The 15,140-nt window shown below is 67.4% G+C and carries 16 protein-coding genes; 1 reads left to right on the forward strand and 15 read right to left on the reverse strand.

Features of this window, described 5'->3' with window-relative positions; genetic code table 11:
* Nucleotides 1-224: 224 nt before the first annotated feature.
* The 4 genes from Y958_RS18685 to Y958_RS18700 all read right to left on the reverse strand — a co-directional run bounded on the left by Y958_RS18685 (nucleotide 225) and on the right by Y958_RS18700 (nucleotide 2,850).
* Nucleotides 225-452 (reverse strand): con-10 family general stress protein, encoded by a 228-nt coding sequence (locus Y958_RS18685; protein WP_040845803.1) that lies wholly within the window; start codon nucleotides 450-452, stop codon nucleotides 225-227.
* Between the two features lie 198 nt (nucleotides 453-650).
* Entirely contained in the window at nucleotides 651-1,271 is a 621-nt protein-coding gene (locus tag Y958_RS18690) for a UdgX family uracil-DNA binding protein (protein ID WP_088873460.1), read from the reverse strand.
* Nucleotides 1,272-1,275: 4 nt separating this feature from the next.
* Nucleotides 1,276-1,686: a CBS domain-containing protein gene (locus Y958_RS18695; protein ID WP_088873461.1), complete on the reverse strand. Its 411-nt coding sequence runs from the start codon at nucleotides 1,684-1,686 to the stop codon at nucleotides 1,276-1,278.
* Between the two features lie 303 nt (nucleotides 1,687-1,989).
* On the reverse strand, nucleotides 1,990-2,850 hold the full coding sequence (locus tag Y958_RS18700; protein WP_244909453.1) for a LysR family transcriptional regulator: 861 nt from the start codon (nucleotides 2,848-2,850) through the stop codon (nucleotides 1,990-1,992).
* Nucleotides 2,851-2,970: 120 nt separating this feature from the next.
* Between Y958_RS18700 and Y958_RS18705 the strand changes: the two genes are divergently transcribed.
* Nucleotides 2,971-3,963, forward strand: a complete 993-nt coding sequence (locus Y958_RS18705; RefSeq protein ID WP_088873462.1) for a zinc-dependent alcohol dehydrogenase family protein — start codon at nucleotides 2,971-2,973, stop codon at nucleotides 3,961-3,963.
* Between the two features lie 34 nt (nucleotides 3,964-3,997).
* On the opposite strand, the gene Y958_RS18710 is transcribed toward Y958_RS18705, so the two are convergent.
* The 11 genes from Y958_RS18710 to Y958_RS18760 form a co-directional block, all read right to left on the reverse strand.
* Nucleotides 3,998-5,662, reverse strand: a complete 1,665-nt coding sequence (locus tag Y958_RS18710; protein ID WP_088873463.1) for a rhodanese-like domain-containing protein — start codon at nucleotides 5,660-5,662, stop codon at nucleotides 3,998-4,000.
* Nucleotides 5,662-6,285: a cysteine dioxygenase family protein gene (locus tag Y958_RS18715; RefSeq protein ID WP_088873464.1), complete on the reverse strand. Its 624-nt coding sequence runs from the start codon at nucleotides 6,283-6,285 to the stop codon at nucleotides 5,662-5,664. The genes Y958_RS18710 and Y958_RS18715 overlap by 1 nt, the downstream gene beginning before the upstream one ends.
* A gap of 138 nt (nucleotides 6,286-6,423) precedes the next feature.
* On the reverse strand, nucleotides 6,424-6,822 hold the full coding sequence (locus tag Y958_RS18720; RefSeq protein ID WP_088873465.1) for a type II toxin-antitoxin system VapC family toxin: 399 nt from the start codon (nucleotides 6,820-6,822) through the stop codon (nucleotides 6,424-6,426).
* Nucleotides 6,819-7,079: an antitoxin gene (locus Y958_RS18725; protein WP_088873466.1), complete on the reverse strand. Its 261-nt coding sequence runs from the start codon at nucleotides 7,077-7,079 to the stop codon at nucleotides 6,819-6,821. Before Y958_RS18725 ends, Y958_RS18720 begins: the two co-directional genes overlap by 4 nt.
* A gap of 67 nt (nucleotides 7,080-7,146) precedes the next feature.
* A complete protein-coding gene (locus tag Y958_RS18730) occupies nucleotides 7,147-9,381 on the reverse strand; it encodes a TonB-dependent receptor (RefSeq protein WP_088873467.1) in 2,235 nt (744 codons plus the stop codon).
* Nucleotides 9,382-9,572: 191 nt separating this feature from the next.
* Nucleotides 9,573-9,959, reverse strand: coding sequence for a hypothetical protein (locus Y958_RS18735; RefSeq protein ID WP_088873468.1), 387 nt, complete (start codon nucleotides 9,957-9,959; stop codon nucleotides 9,573-9,575).
* 117 nt (nucleotides 9,960-10,076) lie between these two features.
* On the reverse strand, nucleotides 10,077-10,964 hold the full coding sequence (locus tag Y958_RS18740; RefSeq protein WP_088873469.1) for a sigma-70 family RNA polymerase sigma factor: 888 nt from the start codon (nucleotides 10,962-10,964) through the stop codon (nucleotides 10,077-10,079).
* Complete coding sequence (locus tag Y958_RS18745) at nucleotides 10,964-11,443, reverse strand: carboxymuconolactone decarboxylase family protein (protein ID WP_211098614.1); 480 nt, start codon at nucleotides 11,441-11,443, stop codon at nucleotides 10,964-10,966. Before Y958_RS18745 ends, Y958_RS18740 begins: the two co-directional genes overlap by 1 nt.
* A gap of 599 nt (nucleotides 11,444-12,042) precedes the next feature.
* A complete protein-coding gene (locus Y958_RS18750) occupies nucleotides 12,043-13,032 on the reverse strand; it encodes an ABC transporter substrate-binding protein (protein ID WP_088873470.1) in 990 nt (329 codons plus the stop codon).
* Nucleotides 13,033-13,047: 15 nt separating this feature from the next.
* Nucleotides 13,048-14,013 (reverse strand): D-isomer specific 2-hydroxyacid dehydrogenase family protein, encoded by a 966-nt coding sequence (locus Y958_RS18755; RefSeq protein WP_088873471.1) that lies wholly within the window; start codon nucleotides 14,011-14,013, stop codon nucleotides 13,048-13,050.
* Nucleotides 14,010-15,125, reverse strand: coding sequence for an LLM class flavin-dependent oxidoreductase (locus Y958_RS18760; protein ID WP_088873472.1), 1,116 nt, complete (start codon nucleotides 15,123-15,125; stop codon nucleotides 14,010-14,012). The genes Y958_RS18755 and Y958_RS18760 overlap by 4 nt, the downstream gene beginning before the upstream one ends.
* Nucleotides 15,126-15,140 lie beyond the last annotated feature (15 nt).

The raw sequence follows: 15,140 nt of genomic DNA on the forward strand, positions 1-15,140 counted from the left end.
TCTTTATTTAAAAATATATGTCCTTCAAAGTATAGTTAAGCCATAGCTTCGCTTGTAGTTGCATTATATATTGTATTCACTACGGAATCGCGCCACGCGCGCCTGGAATGCCTCTTCCATAAGGCTGGGGGCCGGACCCTCAGGCCCAGCCCCCTTCTAACGAACACTCCGAAACTTGCCCCGGGCCACGGCGGCGCCACCGCCGCCCGGGTCATGACAGCGCCTTAGTGCTGGCCGCCCTTGCGGCCCGCCTCGGAGGCGCGTTCCCGATCATGGGCGAAATTGCCGCCGGAGGCTTGGCCACCCTTGCGGCCGGCCTCGGCGGCCAGCTCATGATCCTGGGAGAAGCTGCGCTTCTCGTCCGGAACACTGGAGCCGCCCTTGGCGGCGATCTCGCGCTGCTTGTCGTCGTCCATGGACGCGAAGCCGCGGTTCGACGTATTGGAAGCCATAGGATCACTCCATTCTGCTTCGGAAATTAGGCCCCGAAGCCGCTTCACCGGCCCCGAGGCGTCCAACGCCGCTCATGCGCTGGATGCCTGTTAAAGATCGCCACCACCGTTGTGGTTCCAGATCTTTTCTCTGATTTTCCATTTTTTTGAATATAGATAAGCTCGAGTTCCGCTTAAATTCCCGTCTTTATTATATCTTTACTGTAGCATTATATCTTTACTGTAGCCAGCTCCCGCCATGTCCCGCGCCTGCCGCAGGGCGGCCACCAGGGCGTCATAGGTGCGGGCACGGGCGGCATCATCCCGGGCCCGCAGCACGGCGGAGGGATGGTATGTCGCGATGCCGGGCCGGCCGTCGGCCCAGGCCAGGGGCTTGCCGCCTTCACGGACCAGGGCGACGGTAAGGCCCATCAGCGACCGGGCTGCGGTGGCGCCCAAGGCCACGATGACGGCGGGTTGGACCAGCGCCAGCTCCCGGTCCAGCCACCAGCGGCAGGCCTCCACCTCCCCTTGGTTGGGGCGCTGATGCATGCGGCGCTTGCCGCGCATCTCATGCTTGAAGTGCTTGACGGCGTTGGTGACAAAAAGATCGTCCCGCTGCAGGCCGGCCGCCGCCAGCGCATCGTCCAATATACGCCCCGCCGGGCCGACGAAGGGACGGCCGGCCTTGTCCTCTTGATCGCCGGGTTGTTCGCCCACCAGCACCAGGCGGGCATCCACCGGCCCTTCGCCGAACACCACCTGGGTGGCGTCACGGTAAAGGTCGCACCGGCGGCAGTCGGCGGCACTGGCCGCGAGCCCGGCCAGGTCGCGATCCATGGCGTCAGTCCCGCTGGGAGATGCCGCTCAAGGCCCGGCCGGCGGTGGCGCTGGCGCGCACCGCCAGATCGCCCAGGGCGACAATGCCGACCAGGCGCTTTTCCCGGTTCAGGACGGGCAGGCGGCGCATCTGCACGTTCACCATGTTGTGGCACACCTGCTCCACATCCTCGTCCTCATAGCAGTAGCACACCTGGGGGGTCATGACCTCACCCACCGTGGCGTCGGGGCCGCGCCCCTCGGCGACGCCGCGGATAGTGATGTCGCGATCGGTGATCATACCGACCAGGCGATCACCCTGGCCAACGGGGATGGCGCCGATGTCGCATTCGGACATCAGCCGCGCGGCCTCGCGCAGCTTCTGGTCCGGCGTCGCCAGCTTCACGTTGGTGGACATGATTTCCTGGATCCGCATCGCACACTCCTTCGCCTGGGTTGACGCGTCGCCCGTCCCTGGACTGGCCCCCCTGGATCGGCATCTATAGGGCTTGGGGAGGCTGGGCTCGCTCGCGTCAACTCCCAGGCCGGGCGGGTGTTCCCCGCAACCAGCCAGGGCCTTGCCATATCCCTCGGGATCCCTCGGGGCACTGGGGCCCCGCCTTCGCCATGCTGGCCCGCCGGGCGCCCTACGCCTCCGGCGCGCTGATCATCCTGGTCGGCCTCTCCATCGGCTGGCAGGGCTGGAGCGCCCTGCCCTAGAGGGTCAATTAGCAGAGGGTCAATTGGCCAGGCGCTGCAGGATCAGGTCGACCAGCGCCCGCAGGCGGGGCAGGCGCCGCAGGTCGCGGTGATAGCCGATCCAGGTGTCGCGGCTGGGCGGCGCCTCGCCCAGATCGACTAGGGCGATGCCGGGCGTGCTGTCGCCCAGCGGACGGGGCAGTACGGCCAGGCCTGCCCCGAGGGCGCACAGGCGGGCCTGGACCTCGCGGCTGTTGCTGCGCGATACCACGGCGGCCTTGGGCAGCAGGCGGGTGGCCCAGCCCACGTCGGGCATGCCGCCGAAGGCCGTGTCCATCAACACCAGCCGGCAACCGGCGCCATCGCCCGCCACCGGGGTCCACAGACCGGGCTTGGCATAGAGGCCATAGGGGATGGTCACCAGCCGGCGGGCGATGACCTCCGGCTCGTCAAACGGCCGGATGCGCATGACCAAATCCGCCTCCCGCCGGGGCAGGCTGTAGAGGCGCGGGTCGGTCAGCACTTCCACTACCACGGCCGGATGCATGCCGGCGAATTCCGCCAGCACGGGGGAGAGCATCGTCACCCCGAACCAGTCGGAGCAGGAGACGCGCAACATGCCCTCCAGCCCGCCGACACTGCCGGCCAGATGGCGCTGCAGGGCCAGCGCCTCCTCCTCCATGCGCAGGGCCGGGCCCAGCATGGCCTGTCCCTCATCGGTCAGGACGAAGCCGTCGCTGGTGCGCTGGAACAGGGCAGCGCCCACCGCCTCCTCCAGCGCGCGCAGGCGCCGGCCCATGGTCGGCTGCGTCTGGCCCAGCTTGCGGGCGGCGGCGCCCAAGGTGCCTTCCCGCGCGATGGCCAGGAAGATGGGCAGGTCACTCCATTCCAGGACGCGCATAAGCTCACCCAAACAAAATCGCATGGTATTCGTACAGTTCTTAAGATTTCCATGCATTGTGGTTGGGCGCAAGGTTTGTGGGCGCCGATGAGGGCGCCCCTCGAACCGGAGCAGAACACCATGATCCCTACCATGAAGGCCGCGATCGTCGAGACGCAGAACGGCCCCTTCCGCATCACCGATATCGCCCGCCCCCAGCCGGCCGCCGGCCAGGTGCTGGTCCGCATCCAGGCCAGCGGGGTCAATCCGCTGGACACCAAGATCCGTGCTGGCGCCGCCGCCCATGCCCGCCATCCCCTGCCGGCCATCCTGGGCCTGGACCTGGCCGGCGTGGTCGAGGCGGTGGACCCCGGCGTCACCACCTTCCGCCCGGGTGACGAGGTTTACGGCATGACCGGCGGCGTGGGCGGGCTCCAGGGCTCCCTCGCCCAGTACGCCGCGGTCGATGCCGACTTGCTGGCGCTGAAGCCCGCCAACCTGACGATGCGCGAGGCGGCCGCCCTGCCGCTGGTGGCCATCACGGCCTGGGAAGGGCTGATGGACCGCGCCAAGGTGCGGCCCCGACAGACCCTGCTGGTCCAGGGCGGCGCCGGCGGTGTTGGCCACATGGCGGTGCAGATCGGTCGCGCCCTGGGCGCCAAGGTCTATGCCACGGCCAGCGCCGAGGACGCCGGGTATGTGCGCGGCCTGGGCGCCACTCCCATCGATTACGCGGCCGAAACGGTGGCGGATTACGTGGGCCGCCTGACGGGCGGCAAAGGCTTCGAACTGGTGTACGACACCAACGGCGGCGCGGTGCTGGACGCGTCCTTCCAGGCGGTGGCCCGCTTCGGCCATGTGGTCAGCGCGCTGGGCTGGGGCAGCCATGCCCTGGCACCCCTATCCTTCAAGGGGGCGACCTATTCCGGCGTCTTCACCCTGGCGCCGCTGCTGACCGGCGTGGACCGCGCCCACCATGGCGAAATCCTGGCGCAGGTCACCACCCTGGTCGAGGCCGGAAAACTGCTGCCCCGCCTGGACCCGCGCACCTACACCCTGGACAGCGTTGCCGAGGCCCACACCGCCATCACCGACCGCAGCGCCAAGGGCAAGATCGTCGTCTCGATCGCCTGAGACGGGCGGCTGAAAGGGGACGCCAGCCCCCCCTTCAGCGCCCATGCCCTTCATCAGCCAAATGCGGCGATAGCGATTCAGGAGTGTCGTGGGCCTCGCGCGACGGCGGGATGACGAAGAAGCCGTGGGTGCCGTCGCGGCGCAATTGCCCGACCAGGCCGTACTCCCAATCCAGATAGGCCTGCATCGCCTCCACCGCGTTATCGGTGCCCTCATAGGGCCGGCGGTACACATCGTCTGGGGCGGACAGATAGGCCCCCTCCCCGGCTTCCAGCTGCAGGCCGGCGGCCGTCCATGCGGCCGTGCCCCCGTCCAGCACCAGCGCCGGCCGGCCCGTCAACGCCTCGATGTCCGCTGCGGCGAAGCGGGCGGCGACGCCGTCGGGTGAAGTGACGACGACGGTGCCCTCGCGCGCCACCGCCGGCAGGTCCGCCGCCAGCCGGGCGCGGATGATGAACCGGGCGCCGGGAACGCGGCCCCGGCGATAGGCCGGGCTGGGCCCCACATCCAGCAGAGTGACGCCACCTTCGGCCAGCAGCCGCGCCAGATGGGCGGGCGGTATGGCCTCCACAGTCGGCACCGGCGGCAGGGTGGGCGCCCACGGCCCCGTGGCGGTCAGGGTGGACGTGGGAACGTCGTCCAGCACCAGCACCTCCCAGCCCATCTGGGCCAGCCAGGACGCGCTCATGTCCGCGCGCACCGACAGGGTGTCGAACAGCACGATGCGGGCGCCACGCACCGGGGCGGAATGGTCCGTCTCCTGCACCAGCTGGCCGCCCGGCGCGCCCCGGAAGCCCGGCAGATGCCCGGCCTGGTACTCGTCCGGCGTGCGGACGTCCAGGCGGTAGAGGGTACGCCCCGGCTCCTCCAGCGCTTCCAGCTGGGCATAAGGCAGGCGGCGCACACCGGCGCGATAGGCCACGGCGCGGGCGGCTGTCCGGGCCGCTTCCTGAGCCGCGCTGTCCACCGCGCCGAAGCGGCGTTCCTGCCCGTGCTCCAGGGTGAATCCGGCCAGGGTCCAGCCTATGGTGCCGTTGCGCAGGGCGTAGACGGGGTTGGGCACCCCGGCGTTGCGCAGCGACTGGGCGCCGATCAGGCTGCGGGTGCGGCCGGCGCAATTGACGATGATGGTGGTGCTGGGGTCGGGTGCCAGGGTGCGGGCACGCAGCACCAGCTCCGCCCCCGGCACGCTGGTGCCGGTGGGGATGCTCATGGTGCGGTATTCCTCGAACCGCCGGCTGTCTAGCACCACCACGTCCGCCTGCTCATCCAGCAGGCCTTTGACCTGGGGGGCGCTGAGAGAGGGCGTGTGCGCCTCCGTCTCCACCAGCTCACCAAAGGATTTGGACGGCACGTTGACGTCGCGGAAGATCTCATAGCCGGCGGCGCGCCAGCCTTCCAGGCCACCGGCCAGCAAGCGGACATTGGTGTAACCCAAGGCCACCAGCGTGACCGCCGCCCGCTCCGCCAAACCTTCACCCGCGTCGTACAGCACGATGGCGGTGTCGCGCCGGGGCACGCGGTCCAGCACCTCCAGCTCCAGGCGCGACAGGGGCAGGTTGGCGGCGAACAGCGGATGGGCCTGAGCGTAGGGATCCTCCTCCCGCACGTCCAGCAGGGCCAGTTCGCGCCGGGCGATCAGGTGGAGGCGGACGTCCGCGGGGGAGACGGTGGCGGCTGCGGAGGGGGCGAAGGACATCAGGCGTGCTCCAGGGCCGGCGTGCGGCTGACGGCGAAGGCGGGGGTGGCGCCGGCGTTGCTGTAGCCGGAGATGAAGGGCTTACGCGGTCCCTCCGCCGGGTAGACCCAGCGCCGCACCTGGCCGATATCGGCGCCATAGACGTGGATGCTGACGGAGGTGCGGTCCAGGTGGGCGTTGGTGACGCGGTGGATGTCGCCCGCCTGCGGCGACAGCGTTTCCACCTCCCCCGTCTCCAAGCGCTGTTTGGGGCCGATGGCCACCAGCTCATCGCGCGACCCCACGACGAAGCGCTGGGAATACTCAGCCCCCCGCAGGACGCCCACCAGGCCCCAGACGGTATGGTCATGCACCGGCGTCTCCTGCCCCGGCCCCCAGACGAAGCTGACGATTGAATAGCGCCCATCGGGATCGGCATAGAGCAGAAACTGACGATAGCGCACCGGGTCAGGCTCGGCATACGCGGCCGGCAGCCAGTCGTCCTGGGCCACCAGGTCCGCCAGCGCGTCCCGCGCCTGGTCCAGCAGCGCGCCCTCGGGCAGACGCTGGTCCACCAGGGTGTCCAGCCGGCCGATGAAGGCGCGCAGCCGCGCCGGCGCCTCGGGGTTGGTGGTCTCGCTCATCTCGTCCTCCGCCTGGTGACATCAATGGGTGGGTGGACAGCAACCCTAGGGGCTGGACCAGGGCCGGGGAAATCGAGTTTTCCTGAAGGTGGGCTTGAGGCCCGGTGGTCAGGCGAGAGCCCCTTCATCTCGAGACGGCTACTTTACCCAGTCTTCAATCGCCAAGTTCGGAACCTGTCGGAAAGCCCGATCGTTTGTCACCAGCACTGCATCAACCGCCCGCGCGTGGGCGGCAATGAGCATGTCCAACGGGGCCAGTGATCGGCCAGATCCAGCCATGTGCGACCGTAAGGCACCATAGACTTCCGCCACACGGCTATCCCAGGGCAAGACATCCACCCTTAACAGCAACTCCCGGACCGCCGCGCTAAGGCGCACAGCCTCGGGTCGGCGGGCAAGACCGAACAACAGCTCACCCTCCGTGATGGCGGAGACGGCCAAAGCCGACATGGGCATGGTCGTGACACGCTGCGATACGCCAGGGTGGCGGCGAACCAGATGGCTAACCGTATTGGTGTCCAACAGATAACGGGTCATTCTTCCCATCCGGCGAACGGATCACGCTCGTGGGAACCCTGGTCCCGCTCCTCCTGGCTCAGGAAATCCGCGGGAACATCCACTCCCTCAAGGGCAGCGAAGAAGCCCGACCAGTCCGTCGGCTTACGGGAAAGGATGACGTCTCCTGTTTCCGGATCCTTGCGGATGTAAACTTCCTTGGCGTCGAAACGATAGGCCGCCGGCAGGCGCACCGCTTGGCTGCGGCCGTTGATGAAAAGCTTGGCGACATCACTCATGGCATGCCTCCGACGGGAGTCTATACCATGATACATACCACACAACGATGCTCCCAAGAAGGCTGCCTCACAGCTTATACCCCACCTTGAAGAACACGGTACGCGGCGGGCTTTCAACGTAGTACCAGACCGTGCCGGCGGCGGAGGCGGAGTAGCTGCCGCCCTGGGGCAGGCGGCGGTCGGCCAGGTTGCGCACGGTGGCGGAGAAGGTCCAGCGTTCGTCCTCCGTCGTGTATTTGGCGAACAGGTTGACGTTCCACTGCGCGGGGATGGCCACCTGCCAGGAATTGGCGACGTCGGCGTAGGACAGCGTCTGGTACTGGGCGTCCACACCCACCTGCGCCTGGCCCGGCACCGCCAGCGGCAGGGTATAGGTGGGGGCCGTGCGGAAGGTCCAGCGCGGGGCGTAAGGCAAGCGGTTGCCGGTGGCGCTGGTACCGATGCCGGCGTAGTTCGGGAACTGGTCGTACAGCGCCAGGGTGTAGCTGGCAGAATTGTCCCAGCGCAGCCCGTCGAAGGGCTGGAAGGTGGTTTCCAGCTCAAAGCCCTCGGTATGGGCGGAGGCCGCGTTCAGACGGCGGGAGCGCAAGGTGGCCGGGTCCGTCGCCGTCGCCTGCAGGTTGGTGTAATCGTTGTAGTAGAGCGCGAGGTTCACCAACACCCGCCGTTCCCACCACTGGCTTTTCACACCCACCTCATAGGTCTCGACCTTTTCCGGCTGATAGGGCAGCTGGGCGTTGATCAGGGCGCTGGCGCGATTGTCGAAGCCGCCGGCCTTAAAGCCCTTGGAATAACTGGCATAGGTCAGCACGTCCGGCGTCCATTGGTAGGACACGCCGAACTTGGGCGTCAGCGAGTACCAGGTCGCGTCCGACTTGGCCTGGAAGGCGCCGGCCTTGTTGGTGGCCGTGGCCGGCACGATGGGGTTGCCGGCGGCATCGGTGATGCGCGTGCCGTCCGGCGTGTCGTCAAACTGCCGATAGGTGAAGTCGCGGCTTTCGATGGTGTAGCGCAGGCCTACCGTGCCGGTCAGCTTGTCGGTGACATGGTAGTCACCCTGGCCGTAGGCTGCGTAGCTGTCAGTCTTGGTGTTGCCCACCTGGTCCTGCGGCGGGTTGGCCAGGCTGGGATAGCTGAAACCGTTGCGGTCGCTGGAGAAATTTTCGTGCAGGTAGAACAGGCCGCTGGTGAAGTCCAGCGGACCCCAACTGCCGTTGGCCTGGAATTCCTGCGTCAGCTCATTCTCGTAATAGCGGATGTAGTTCACCTGCTTCACCGCCGCCTCACCGTCGTTGTCGTAGGCGACGGGCGCCTGGCCGAACAGGCGGTAGGCGGTCACGGACTTCAGGGTCAGCTTGTCGCCCAGCGCCTGGGTGATGCGTAGGGCCGCCCCGCCGGAGTTGGAGTTGTTCTGCGGCTGCGGTTCCGCGAACGACAGCGACGGGTCGAAGCCACCGCCCGGCTGGTTCCTGGGCGTGTAATAGGCGGTGGTGGAGCGGTCGCGCTTGGCATCCAGGGTCAGTTGGATGTCCAGGTCGTCCGTGGCCTGCAGCTTCAGCTTGGCGCGGGCGCTGTCCACGTTCAGGTCGTTCACGTCCTTGCTGATGGTGGGGTCGCGGGTATAGCCGTCGTGCTGCTCATGCCCGTAGGCCAGGCTGGCGTACAGCTTGTTGGCGATCAGAGGGCCGGAGACGTAGCCGTGCGTCTCGAACGCGCCCCAGGTGCCGACCCCGGCGTCCACCGACAGCCGCACCTCGTCATTCGGGTCGCGGGTGATGTAGCGGATGGCGCCGGCGCTGGTGTTGCGGCCGTAGAGCGTGCCCTGCGGCCCGCGCAAGACCTCCACCCGCTCCAGCTCTGCCAGCAGGGGCGAAGCGGCGATGGAGCGCGGGATGTAGACGTCGTCCACATACTGGGCGATGGCGGGGTCGAAGATGGGGTCGGTCTCACCGATCCCGCGCAGGAAGAACAGCTGCGTCGTGGGTGTGATGCCGCCGCGCGGCACCGTCAGGCCGGGCACCAGGCCCGCCAGGTCGCGCACCGTGCTGATGTGCTGGTCGGCGATGGCATCGCCGGTGTAGGCCGACAGCGCAATGGGCGTTTCCTGCAACCGGGTCTGGCGCTTTTCCGCCGTGACCACGATGTCGGCGATGCCGCCGCCGCTGGCGTCCAGGTCCGGCGCCACCTCGGCCACCGGCGCCGGGACCGTCTGAGCTGACGCGGATGCCGTCAGCGCGCACAGGGCAGTCCCCAGCAGCAACGAGGAAACGGCAACGGGGGAAAACGAGGCCCGGCGAACCATGGAAGAGTGCTCCGCGAAACGAATGGGGAAGCATTCGTTTCGCGTATTTCACAGTTCCATAAAAACGAGATTTGCTTATGTGATTAGTGATTGGCCGTCAAATGACTGTGAATTTTGGCAATAGCACACTTATTGAGCATTGGACTGGGTCTTGCCGACTATGCGGCCGCCCCCTTGGAGCCGGATGGGCCCTATCGCCCGAGCCACCTTACCGCCGCCGCGTCGGTGTCATCTGGCCGCGTGTTGAAGGCGATACGGGAGTGTGGGGCCACGCGGTGGATGGTGTTCAGGACGGTTTCCAGCAGGATGAGGTTGGCCGGCGGGTTGCGGATGCCGGCACCGATCACCACCACGTCATAGGTCGCGCGGGACAAGGCGGCGGCAACTTCCGTCTCGGCCACGGCGGGGGCGGGCTGAACATACAGGTTGTCGCAACTGTAGCCCTGGCCCTCCAGCGACTGCTTGGACGCGGTCACGCCCGCGCGAACCTTGTCAGCCGTCATGCCCGGGATGATCCCCGGTGCCGTGAAGTCCACGGTGTCGGGATCCTGGCCGACGATCAGGATACGATGAGTCATGGCGCAAAACTCCCCTAGATTTGCGACGGGAGGATGCAATGAAAGCGACCACGACGCAAGCGCAGGGCAGGTCAAATGCAAACCTTCACAGTTCCCACCATGCCGCGGCTTCGCCCTTTAAGGGGTCGCGCCGGCCAGCCCCAGCGCCTGCGCGATCCGGACCAGCTTGTCGGGATTGCGGGTGATGTAGATGGCGGTGATGCGGCCGTCCTCAATCTCGAAGGCGGTGGTCTGCAGCATCGTGCCCCGCTCCACACTGACATAGCCCGGCAGGCCGTCAATGCGCATGGGCCGGATGAAGGCGGTCGACTGGAACTCCCCCTTGGCGTGCAGGCTGGCGAACAGGCGAACCATACGCTCCACCCCCACGATGGGGTTGCGGAAGGCGTGCACCTTGCCGCCGCCGTCGGCCCGCAGCACCACGTCCTGCGCCAGCAGGCCCCGCAGGGTGTCCACGTCACCCAGATGGGATGCGGCATAGAAGGCCTGGGCGATGCGCTCCCCCTCCTCCGGCGCCACGGGATAGCGGGGGCGCGCCTCCTGCACATGGCGGCGGGCGCGCACGGCCAGCTGGCGCACGGCAGCGGCATCGCGGTGCAGGGTGCCCGCCACCTCGTCCAATGCCACGCCGAACACGTCATGCAGCAGGAAGGCCGCCCGTTCCAGGGGCGACAGCCGCTCCAGCGCCATCATCAGCGTCAGGGTCAGGTCATCCTCCTCCGCTTCCTCATCACTGCCGGCCAGAGGCTCCGGCAGCCAGGCGCCGACATACGTCTCCCGCCGCACCCGGGCCGACTTCAGCGTGTCCAGGCACAGGCGGGTGACGATGCGCGACAGGAAGGCGGCGGGGACGTCCACCATGGCGTGGTCTGCCTGCCGCCAGCGCAGGTAGGCGTCCTGCACCACGTCCTCGGCTTCCGCCAAGGAGCCCAGCATGCGGTAGGCCAGACGCACCAGCCGGGGCCGATGCGTCTGAAAGATCGCGGTGGCGTCCCCTGCGTTCATCAGGCGGCCGCCCCCTGGATGTGGGCCACCGGCGGATGGGCGGCGCGGAAGCCTACCTGCAGGCGGTTCCACAGGTTGATGATGCCGATGGCCAGCGACAGCTGCACCTGCTCCGCCTCGGTGAAGTTGGCCTGCACCAGGGCGTAATCCTCGTCCGGCGCGCCGGTGTCGGCCACGCGGGTCAACGCCTCCGTCCAGGCCAGCGCCGCGCGCTCACGATCGGTGTACAGGGAGGAATCCCGCCAGGCGTTCAGCAGATGCAGGCGCATCTCCGTCTCCCCCATCTTGCGGGCGTCGGTGACGTGCATGTGCAGGCAGAAGGCGCAGCCATTGATCTGCGATGCCCGGATCTTCACCAGTTCCAGCAGCGCCGGCTCCAGCCCGCTGGCCTTGAGGGCGTTGCTGGCCGCCAGCAGGCCCTTGATGGTCTCGGGCGCCAGCTTGAACGCGTCATTGAGGCGGGGGATATGGGTGCTCATCGTCATCTCCATCAGATCATGCGTCATCGCATGACCCAAAGACGAGATGGCGTCATGGCCGTGTGACATGGGGCCTGAAAAAATTCCGGCCCCACGCATTTTATTCCTATCAGGCCGTGGTGCTTGATCAGATTTTGACGGAAGATTCCCCCTGTGGTCAGGGGGCGGATCGGCCGCCTCCCCGCCACAGGAAGAGGGATACCAGATGCTTATCCGGGCCTTCTTCCTTCATCTCCGTTTCCGGTTCTTCGGCATGGCCGTGGAACTGAAAATCGGGAGGTGAAGGGCGCCGGGGGGAGTAGCCGCTCTCCCCGGTTGCCCTCGGAAAATACCGCGTTCTGCGATCTTGGAAAATCACAAAACGTAGCGCCTCGCGACACAGCGCGAATTGCTCGTATCGCTAACCGTAGCGCAATGCCCGCCACGTAGCGCTAATGTCATTCTATAAAATCTTTCTAAATCAGTGTCTTATCATATTCATAGCGCACACGCAGATATCCACAGCTCAGCTGGCCAGCTTACGAAACGTAATAAGTTAAATCGCGTTTCGCGATACATCGCGTATCGCGGCGTACCGCGAAACGCATTCTTCTACGCCGTTACAGTTTCGCCAGCACCTCATGCAGGCTGTCGTCCCACAGCGGGCGCACATCCACCGGGGCGGGGATGACACCGGCGGCGGCGAAGGTGTCGGCCACGTCCTGTTGCGAGGCGATGGCCGCGTCGCTGACCGGCAGCAGGCGATAGCCGGCGCTGCGCTCCCGGTATTCCTGGATGTAGGCGGCCTCGGGAATGCTGGTCAGCTGCGCCCGGATGCGGGCCCAGCGGGTGTAATCGGCCTCGATCCAGGCCAAGGTCTTGGCGTAGCGCTGCAGGTAGTCGCCGATGGCACGCTTCTTAAGCGGGTCGGCCAGCGCGTCCTTGGATGCGGCCACCAGATAGTTGCCGGACAGGCGGTGCAGGCCAGTGGTCAGCACCCGGGCCCCGGCCTCGCGCGCCAGTTGCACCACCACGCCATAGATGACCCAGGCGTCCAGGCTGCCCTGGTTGAAGGCCGCCAGACCATCCTGCGGCGACAGCGCCACCGGCGTGATGTCGGCGAAGGTCAGCCCCTGTTCCTTCAGAATCTTCAGCAGCATGTATTGCGAGGTGGTGGCGCGGACATAGCCCACGCGCTTGCCCTTGAGGTCCGCCGTGGCCTGCAGCGGGCTGTCCTTAGGCACCAGCACCACCTGGTTGTTCACGTCGCCTTGCAACACCGCGATGATGCGCACCAAGGGGTTGGCGGCGGCGATGAAGATGGGCGGGATCTCGCTCATGCCGCCCACGTCCAGCGAATGGGCGTTGATCGCCTCCGCGATCAGGTTGCCGCCGGCGAACTGGGCCGTTTCCAGGGTGTAGGGCGTGTCGGCCACGCCCGCCTGCTCGAAGAAGGAGTCCGGATTGCCCCGGTATGTCGCCGCCCGCAGGGTGACGCCGGCAAGGTCCGCGTCCTTTTTGCGGCCGCAAGCGGCCAGGTTCAGGGCGCCCAGGCCCAGCGCCCCCGCCGCCAGCCCCTGCAAGGCGGACCGGCGCGAAATCAGCATCATGGGTTCGATCTTTCCTTAATAACCACGCGACAGATCGACCACATCCTCCAGCGGCTCCCCGCGGCGGAAACGAATCAGATTGTGGGCCAGCTGGGCCGCCAGGTTGGCGTGAGTGTCCGGCGTGAAGACGGAGGTGTGCGGCGACAGGCGCACGCGGGGGTGGCTGTAATAGGGGTGGCCATCCGGCAATGGTTCCGGATGCGTCACGTCCAAGGTGGCCAGCGAAACCGGCCCCTCCGCCAGCGCGGCCAGCAGCGCCTGGTCGTCGATCAGCGCGCCGCGCGCCACGTTGACCAGATGCAGGCCGGGCTTGGCGGTGGCCAGCACCCGGGCGTTCACCAGATGGTGGGTTTCCGCCGTCGCGGGTGCGGCCAGCACCACATGGTCGGCGCGGGCGAACAGTGCCGCCACGTCATCCACCCGCTCCACGCCGGGCACGCCCAAATCTCCGGCGCCGCGCCGCGTGGCCAGCACCGTCATGCCCAGCGCCAGGGCCTTGGGCGCCAAGGCCTGGCCAATGCCGCCGAAGCCGACGATGCCCAGGGTGGCGCCCTCCACCAGGCCTAGGGGCGACGGTTGCCAGTCGGCCGCCCGGCTGACCCAGATATCGGGGAAGCGCTTGGCGGCGGCGAAGATGGCGGCCAGCGAGAACTCGGCCAGAGCCGTGGCGGAGGTGCGCTTGGCCGCCGTCACCACCGGCCCCTCGAACAGCCAACCGGGATAGAAGTCGATGCCGACGGAAACCAGCTGCACCCAGCGCAGGTTGAAAGGCCAGCCCGGCGGTTGGGCCGGCAGGTCGCCGCCGGCGCGGCGGAAGGGTGCGGCCACGAAGACGTCGGCATCGCGCGGCCACTCGGCCGGCACCCCCCGGGGCAGGGTGGTCAGTTCGACCGCCCCCTCCCCCGTCGCGGCGCTGACCCGCCGCGCCACCTCGGCATTGATGGGCTCGGCCAGTTGGCTGGCCACACGGATGGGGCTCATTCGGCCGCCACCGCCGTGGCGTGTCCGGCCTCTCTTGCCGCGACCGCCTGGCGCACCAGGGGAATAAGCTCGCGGCCATACTCGATGGCATCCACCAGCGGATCGAAACCCCGGATGAGGAAGGTGCGCACACCCAGGTCATAGTAGTCCAGCAGCGATTCCGTGACCTGCTCCGGCGTGCCCACCAGGCTGGTGGAATTGCCCTGGGCCCCGGTCAGGACGGCGATCTCCGTCCACAGGCGCTTGTCCCGCACCTTGCCGGCGGCTGCCGCCGCCAGCAGGCGCTGCGAACCCACATTCTGTGGCTCTCCCGCACGCACGGGCCGGAAGGTCGACTGGGTGGCGCGCAGCTGCTTGGCCTGCTCCAGGATGCGGTCGGCCTTGGCCCAGGCCTCCTCCTCCGTCCGCCCCAGGATGGGGCGCAGCGACAGGCTGAACTGCACATGGTCCTGCCGGCCATGCAGGGCGGCAGCGGCGCGCACCTTGGCGATGGTCTCGCGCACGTCGTCCAGCGGCTCGCCCCACAGGGCGTAGACGTCGGCATGGCGCCCGGCCACGGCGATGGCCTCATCCGACGATCCGCCGAAATAGATGGGCAGCGTGCCGTTGACGGGCTTCACGTAGGATTGCGATCCGCGCGACTTGTAATAGGGGCCGTCATGGTCGAAGGGCGCCGTGCTGGTCCACACCTTGCGCACCACGTCCAGATAGTCGTCGGTGCGGGCGTAGCGTTCCGTCTTGTTCAGGAAATCGCCGTCGCGCTGCTGTTCCTCATCCGACCCGCCGGAGATGATGTGCACGGCCAAGCGGCCCTGGCTGAAATGGTCCAGCGAGGCCAGCTGACGGGCGGCCAGGGTGGGCGCCACGAAGCCTGGGCGGTGGGCCAGCAGGATCTTCAGCCGCTCCGTCTGCTGTACGGCGTAGGCCGCGATCTGGAAGCCATCGGGCGAGGCGCTGGAGTGCGCGATCAGCACGCGGTCGAAGCCGGCATACTCCTGGGCCCGCGCCACGGTACCGATATAGTCGCGGTCGATGATGGGGCCGCTGCCGGGCCGGGTCTCGGACCCATCCTGCGACCCGATGAAGCCGATGAACTGCAAGGTGTTGGACATGGCGGAACCCTTTCA

It is taken from the genome of Nitrospirillum viridazoti CBAmc (assembly GCF_000730165.1).
GTDB classification, from domain to species: Bacteria; Pseudomonadota; Alphaproteobacteria; order Azospirillales; family Azospirillaceae; genus Nitrospirillum; species Nitrospirillum viridazoti.